Genomic DNA, 6567 nt, shown 5'->3' on the forward strand with positions numbered 1-6567 from the left:
CGGCTCGGAACACTGTCGTCAGGATGTGCGTGCTCACATCGCCGGTCGCCGCATCCTTGATGTAGTAGAAGACTTTGTATGTGCCGGGCGCGTCGAAGGTGGTCCCGAAGTCCGACCACCGATACGTGCCCGTGCCTGGCTCGGAGATGCCTGCCTCGGCGTCGAAGCGCTGCATCGGGATCGTTTGCTGGAAGTCCGGCAGCTCCAGCGCCGCGAGTTCGCCGCCCACATACGCAGGAGTCTTTACTTCGATCCACGCCGTGTCTCCCGTCGTCGGCGCAGGAATCGCCCGCGCTTCCAACGGACCCATCGCCTCGCCCGTCTCCAGCGTCCGGGTCTGCGACGCCTCAATCCAGCTCACCGGGTCGCCCGCGTTCACGCCGTAGCCCAACACCAGCGTGTGCGCCGCGCTCCCGTCATAGCCGTCCTCAAACGCCAGCGCCGTGCGCGACGAGCCCGCCCCGTCGCCGTTGTCGTCCAGCAAGGCCCGTTGCGGCAGTTCCGCTGTCCCGTCGTTGCTGCGCGTCGCCGTGTATTCCTCGGTCCTCTCCGACGCCAGTTCGAACGATTCCTTCAGCGTCTTCCCGCTGCGCGCGTTCCGGAACAGTTCCGTCACGAACACCTCGCCGTCGCGCACGCCCGTATCCGGGTCCGTCGTGCCACGGTGCGACACCTCGTCCGCGCCCGCGCTCGTGATGACCACGCGGTTCTCCGCCGACACCGCCGGGATGAACGAGCCGCTGTGGCACGCGCCGTACACGAACACGCGCGGCTGGCTCAGGGCCTGACCGTTGAGTTGGCCTTCGAGGGAATCGAAATAGCCATCGAGGTCGGTTGGAGAAATGACCCGCGTCGCGTCGAACGCGCCCGAGTACACGTAGAAGGCATCCGTCGCGCCATGGTCGATAAACACCACGTACAACGGCGCCGGGGCGGCGTTCATCTTCGCGCGCGCCCACGTCTGGATGGCCGTTTGCACCTCCGCCTTGGTCGGCGTCGTATCCGACACGAAGATATCCGGGGCCGGTTGTGCGTCGCCCTCGCGCAAGTAATAGATGTCTTCCGTCGCGAATCCACGTTCGCGGAACGCGCGATACGTGAAGTCCGCGGTACGCGCATGCTCCGCGTGACCTTCCGCGTCCGCGTCGAGTTTGCCCAGCACGAGGACGGCGTACCCCGCGCGATCCTTGATCGTCAGCCGCACCGACTCCGGTTGGTCAAACGGGGCCGATGTCGCCGTCAGGAAGTTGTCGTCTCCGGGGAACTCCGCGATGAACTGCCACGTCCCCGCATCGCTGAACGCAATCCCCGCATCCGCGAACATCTGCGGCGTGAACGTTGCGACCCCGTTGGCGTCCGTCGTTCCCACCACCGGCCCTAACGACGACGCATCCGGCTTCTTGAGGAAGAGACGGATCGTGCGGTTCGCAAGGAGCGGCTTCAAGGCATCCGGAATTGTCGCCGCCAACGTCGCCGTCGCAGTAAGCTGGTCAAAGTTCATCGGCGCGGACGACGCGCTCAACAACAACGACACCGAGGGTAGTGCCTTGAGGACAGTGAACGTCACGGGATCGCTGTCCGCTTCGGAGTACACCGAATCACCGTTCCAATGGGAGTAGGTAGTCCATGCGGAACGCCCCTCGGAGGCTTCCGTGGGCGTGAACGTGCGGTTAAAGCGTCCCGTCGTTGGGTTGTATGCCACGTCCTCCGGAAACTCGATTTCGACGCCTCCCGGCGGTGTGCTGAAGAAACGAGCCCGCTTGTCCGGCTCGAATGGCGTCGGAAGGATTTGCCCTTCAACGGTAATCGTCTGTCCCAAGGTAATCGTTGAGACTCCCGCGATCGCAAGAGAAATGAAGCTTGCGTTCACGCCGCCGGAGACGATTTGGCATACGCCGGAGGTTTCCTCTTCGTCGGGTCCCTCCCCATCGCCATACGTCACCACGCAATGCCACAGATCCCCCGGCTGCGTGTCTGTCGCGTCAATCTGCGTCAGGATGCTTGTCGTGAGCACATTGCCCGCCCACAACGAGGCGCTCCCCTCGCCCTTATGCTGCACAAACCACTCGACCGTATAGACAACATCGTTGTCCGGGTCAGGACTCTTGTCCATGTAGCAACGCAGGTTGATGCTATTACTCTCGATGGCGGGTATGGTCAGCGATAGCGTGCCGGGCAGAGTGTTGTCTATCGTCACGGAGTCGATAGCAGGATCGGAATACGTGAAGCCGTTGTATCCTCGGACCGAACACGTCCACGTCTGATTCTTGGCAGTAAACGCGGCGCTCAGCGTATCCGAGTCGTTTGTAATGGGGCCGTGAACTACGGTGTCCAATCCGTTTGTCCAAGTGTATTGATATTGGACAGTAATATCCGGGCTCACAATGGACGGCGTAGTCACAGCGCAAATGAGATTGTCCTCCGTCGTGGGAGATACGGGTGTCACTTCAACAACGGGGACGGAGGGTATCGCGTATTCATCTATCCCGATATCCGTGACCAAGTTATATGGCCGCCAATCGCCTTCAAAGTCCTCAGTCATATTGGGCAGATTCGTCCCCGCATCTATGCAGGGCGAACTGCGCCGAAGATGATAATCTCCAAAGGGATTCACAAAATCGGGATTATCGGTGATACTGTGCAAATCCCCTCCGGATGATGCCAACCAATCGAGGAGCGTGTCGCCATTTTGTGTCATGCGCCCCCCAGATGTTAGATATATATTATTGTAGTCCATGACAGAATTTTGCCCATGGACGGGAATTGCAGGAGCGACACAGCTTTCAGCAGACACCCAGAGGATGTTATTCTCGATGACATGACCCACTTCACCGATTTGAAGGGCGAATGCACCTGGCGTGTTGGCAATAATTACATTGTTTATCGCGGTAACATTAGTTCCTACATTTAGGCCTATTCCACTGTTCTCTCTAATCACGCAGTTGGCTACCGTGACTCCGGGGAATGCGGTTATGCCGCTCTCATTCTCGCGAATGTCGCATGCCAGCACGTCGCTATTGATGCCCGCCCACATTCCGGTCAAAATGGCGCCCGCATCAAATCCGCCGGAGTTCTTGGAGAACTCGCAGGCAAATACTCTGCTGTAGTCTCCCACAAGTATGGCGGCAGTCCGCGTGACTCGAATGTATTCCAGAGAGACGAATGGTGCACTGAATGTGTTTACCCCTTCGAACGTGAAAGCCGGATTCCCGATCAAGGTTGAGCCCTGGGGTTTGGTGGAGCCTATTATCTTTACATGAGCAGCGGCGTTCCCTGAATCAGAAAACTCGACGAGCATGGGGGCAGCAAGATCGTAAGTGCCGGTATCCACCTTGAGAGTATCGCCCGGCTCCAAATCATACGTATCCAATATCTCCTGAAGGTTTCTTTTCGGAGTTGCTGGCGACAGTCCGTCGTTGACGTCATTGCCGAATGTCGTTGTATATATGTCATCAGTGAGATAACCGTCATTAACGTAATAGGTAACGGGGTGGAGAATTCGGAAAGGTCCGCTCACAACATCTACCGCGCCATCTTGAACACACGTAAGGCGGACTTGATACGCGTCGCCAGCTTGGAGGCCGCTTACGTCCCATGCGAAATATCCCGCTGCTACAGAGACACCTTCCACCAGCTCCGTCCAGTTACCGCCTGCGTTCGAGGAGTATTCAATCAAGAGTGTGTCCTCGGAAGACCAATAGGAACCTGTGGAATTCCACCGAATATTTGCTACCCCAAGCCCCCACTTCTCTCCTTGCGCAGGAGCAACAAGCGTAAGCAGTCTACCGCCCGGCGACTTCGATGCATGGTCCGTTCCTCCATAAGCTCCCATATTGATGCGTGCGCCATCGGGGGAGGTCTCAGCCACAACACTATCAGATGGGTCTCCGCCATCGATGCAAGGACTCGTAAGCCCATCTGAAGTGAAGCTGCCCCCATGCCAACTCCCTCCTGTACTAAACAAATGAAGATCTCCAATCGTAGCGTCGAGGAATAGAGGATCTTCCGATAGGCTATGCGCGTCTTGTCCAGAGTAAGCCCGCCATTCGGCAAGTGACTCTATCGGCGAGGTATGGCTGTAAAGAAAGTATTCATACGTGTTGGGATTATTGTGCAAATAGGGCCGAAACAAACTCGCACCATTGGTTGCGTAGAAGTCGTTGTAGTCCATCGTCCCGAGCGGCACACTGGAGAGTGCAAGGGCGGTTTGCCCGATTCCATCCGCCCACACAATATTGTTCTTGAATATGCTTCCCTCAGCAGAATTCAATACGACTTGAAATGTCCCATTACCAACAAATGTATTGTTCACTATCGCACCCATGAAGGGCTCGACTATGCCATTTAGATATCCAAAGCCTGCGCCAGTCCCGGCATTGGCCCGCACAATGCAGTTCGTCATTTTGAGAGTGGGGTCAAAACTCTGGACGCCATCCACGTTCTGGTAGAGTTCGCACGCATGGATCTCTGAGCCTGATATTGGCTCAGATGTGTTGCTCGCTATCGTGATACCCTTGTCCGCTCCCGATATTCGAAGCCATTGTAGCCGAACATAATCGACTTCAACTTTCACGGCCGCATATCCAGTCTCCGGTGCTGGCTCAAAAGTTGAACCAATTTCCGTATTCGCCCCGAGCAACACTACTGGATTCAGTGCGTCCCCCCCATCGCCCCACCCAAATTGTACCCTCGTAGTGTAATTGCCAGTATCTACGAAGACGGTGTCTCCCGGATCCAAGTCATAGGCTCCGAGAATCGCTTGAACCTTGGCCTTCGGGGTTGCTGGCGTTAATCCGTCGTTCGCATCATTACCCACGTCCGTGCAATACACGTCGTCTGTCTGATCACCGTCATTGACGTAATAGCTGACGCGCGGTCCCCCGCGAAAGAGGCCGCTGGTGTCGGTTGCCGTGCCGTCTTGCGCGCAGGTAACGCGCACCATGTATTCTGTGCTGGCCGCGTATCCGGTGATGTCCCAGGAGTAGGTTCCGGCGCTAGCCAACGGCGTGCCAGGCAAGGTAGCCCAGTCTGTACCGCTGTTTGTCGAGTATTCGATGGTAAGCGTGTCGCCTGCATTCCACCCCGCGCCGCTTGTGGACCACTCGATATCCTTGAAACCCGTGTACCAATTCTCTCCGCCCGCGGGCGCGGTAAGCGTGAGAGTCCGTTGGGCGAATGCGGGCAGTGAAACGAGAAGGAACAACACTAAAAGCAAAGCAGGAGAAACTGGCCACCAGTGAACACAACGTATGTGCCGTCGAGTCGTCCGATCAACTACTCGAGAGCGTTCCCCAACTCGCTTCCGACTTCCGGCGGGACTTTTCGCTTCGATAGTCCGCATCACATCGCGTAAAGTCGATTCCCCTACGCGGTACCCTACACCCTGCATACGCCGCTCCCCTCGCATGATATGCGCTTGCCTCCACCTGTATCACCTGGCGATGACACATAGGAAGAACTCCAACCCAGTTCTTCGCTGTAGGGGCATTACAGCGGATATCGCGACTATATCAGAGATGTGCGGATTTGCCAATCAGAAAAAACCAGAAAAACACTGGAAATATCTCCAGCCTTGCCCGGACCGTGAGGTCTTCGCTATTCAGATCCAATCGCCCCCGCGACCAAAAAGGATTGAAACTGCATTGGCATACTGCACTCACTGACCTCGTACGTAAAGGGCGTTGTGTGCGGATAGCGGTTCACGAAGCTGCCGCTCCTTGAAAAGCCATTCACAATCGACACGTCTTCTGCATTGCGATCCATACGGAATCAAAGAACCGGGTTGTCTCAATTTTCCATTGGGTCACTGGCAGTCAAAGGTGCATACCTCGTGCCATGCGTTAGTCGGAGTTGCACAGGTTGTACTGCGACGCATAAACGAAGGTTAGACCTAATGTTACCTACTTCAATGAATCGGAGCAGTGGAAGCATGTGCTGAGGATTCTCATCTTCAGCTATCCAGATTATGGACAGCCCGGCATTTGGGATATGGTGCGGAGTTTAGCGTGATGGGAATCGCGACAGGGTTGTTGCGCGGAGTCACCGGAGGCCTGCATAAGCGCCCGGCTTCATTGCCGGGCGCCTTGTAAGTCTGGACATTCGCTATCTACTGCCAAGCTAGGCGGCGCGGCGTCGTCGGTATGCGATTAATAGCATCAGCGCCGCAGCCATCATGAGTATCGGCGTGGCCCAGCTTCCCACCGGCACGCCTTCGGGGGTCTCGCCGACGATTACCACGGTGCGTGTCGCGTTTCCTAGGTTACCCGCCACGTCCGCGGCCTGGTAGGTGAGGTAGTAGGTCCCGGGCATTCCGGTATTCACGGTGCCGGACACGGCGATGTTTGCGGTGCGGTCGCCGCTGACGGCGTCTGTCGCCGTCGCGCCGGGCTCAAGGTAGGTCTGCCCCACGTTGAGCGTGACCGTCGTGCCTCCAAGCAGCGTCACCACCGGCGGCGTGGTATCGCCCGCCTGTTGCATCACCACTTCCGCCCCGCTGCCCTGCGCGCCGGGAGCGGTCACTTTCACCCAGGCATTGCGGGTGGACTGCGTCTCGTTGGCGGCAAGGTT

The 6567-nt window shown here is 57.3% G+C and carries 2 protein-coding genes; both read right to left on the reverse strand.

Features of this window, described 5'->3' with window-relative positions:
* Window positions 1–5215, reverse strand: a 5215-nt coding sequence (locus tag K1Y02_24320) for a hypothetical protein (protein ID MBX7259508.1), incomplete at its 3' end; no start/stop codon positions are given.
* 902 nt (window positions 5216–6117) lie between these two features.
* Window positions 6118–6525, reverse strand: a complete 408-nt coding sequence (locus K1Y02_24325) for a DUF5011 domain-containing protein (protein MBX7259509.1) — start codon at window positions 6523–6525, stop codon at window positions 6118–6120.
* Window positions 6526–6567 lie beyond the last annotated feature (42 nt).

This window comes from Candidatus Hydrogenedentota bacterium (assembly GCA_019695095.1).
GTDB lineage: Bacteria > Hydrogenedentota > Hydrogenedentia > Hydrogenedentales > SLHB01 > JAIBAQ01.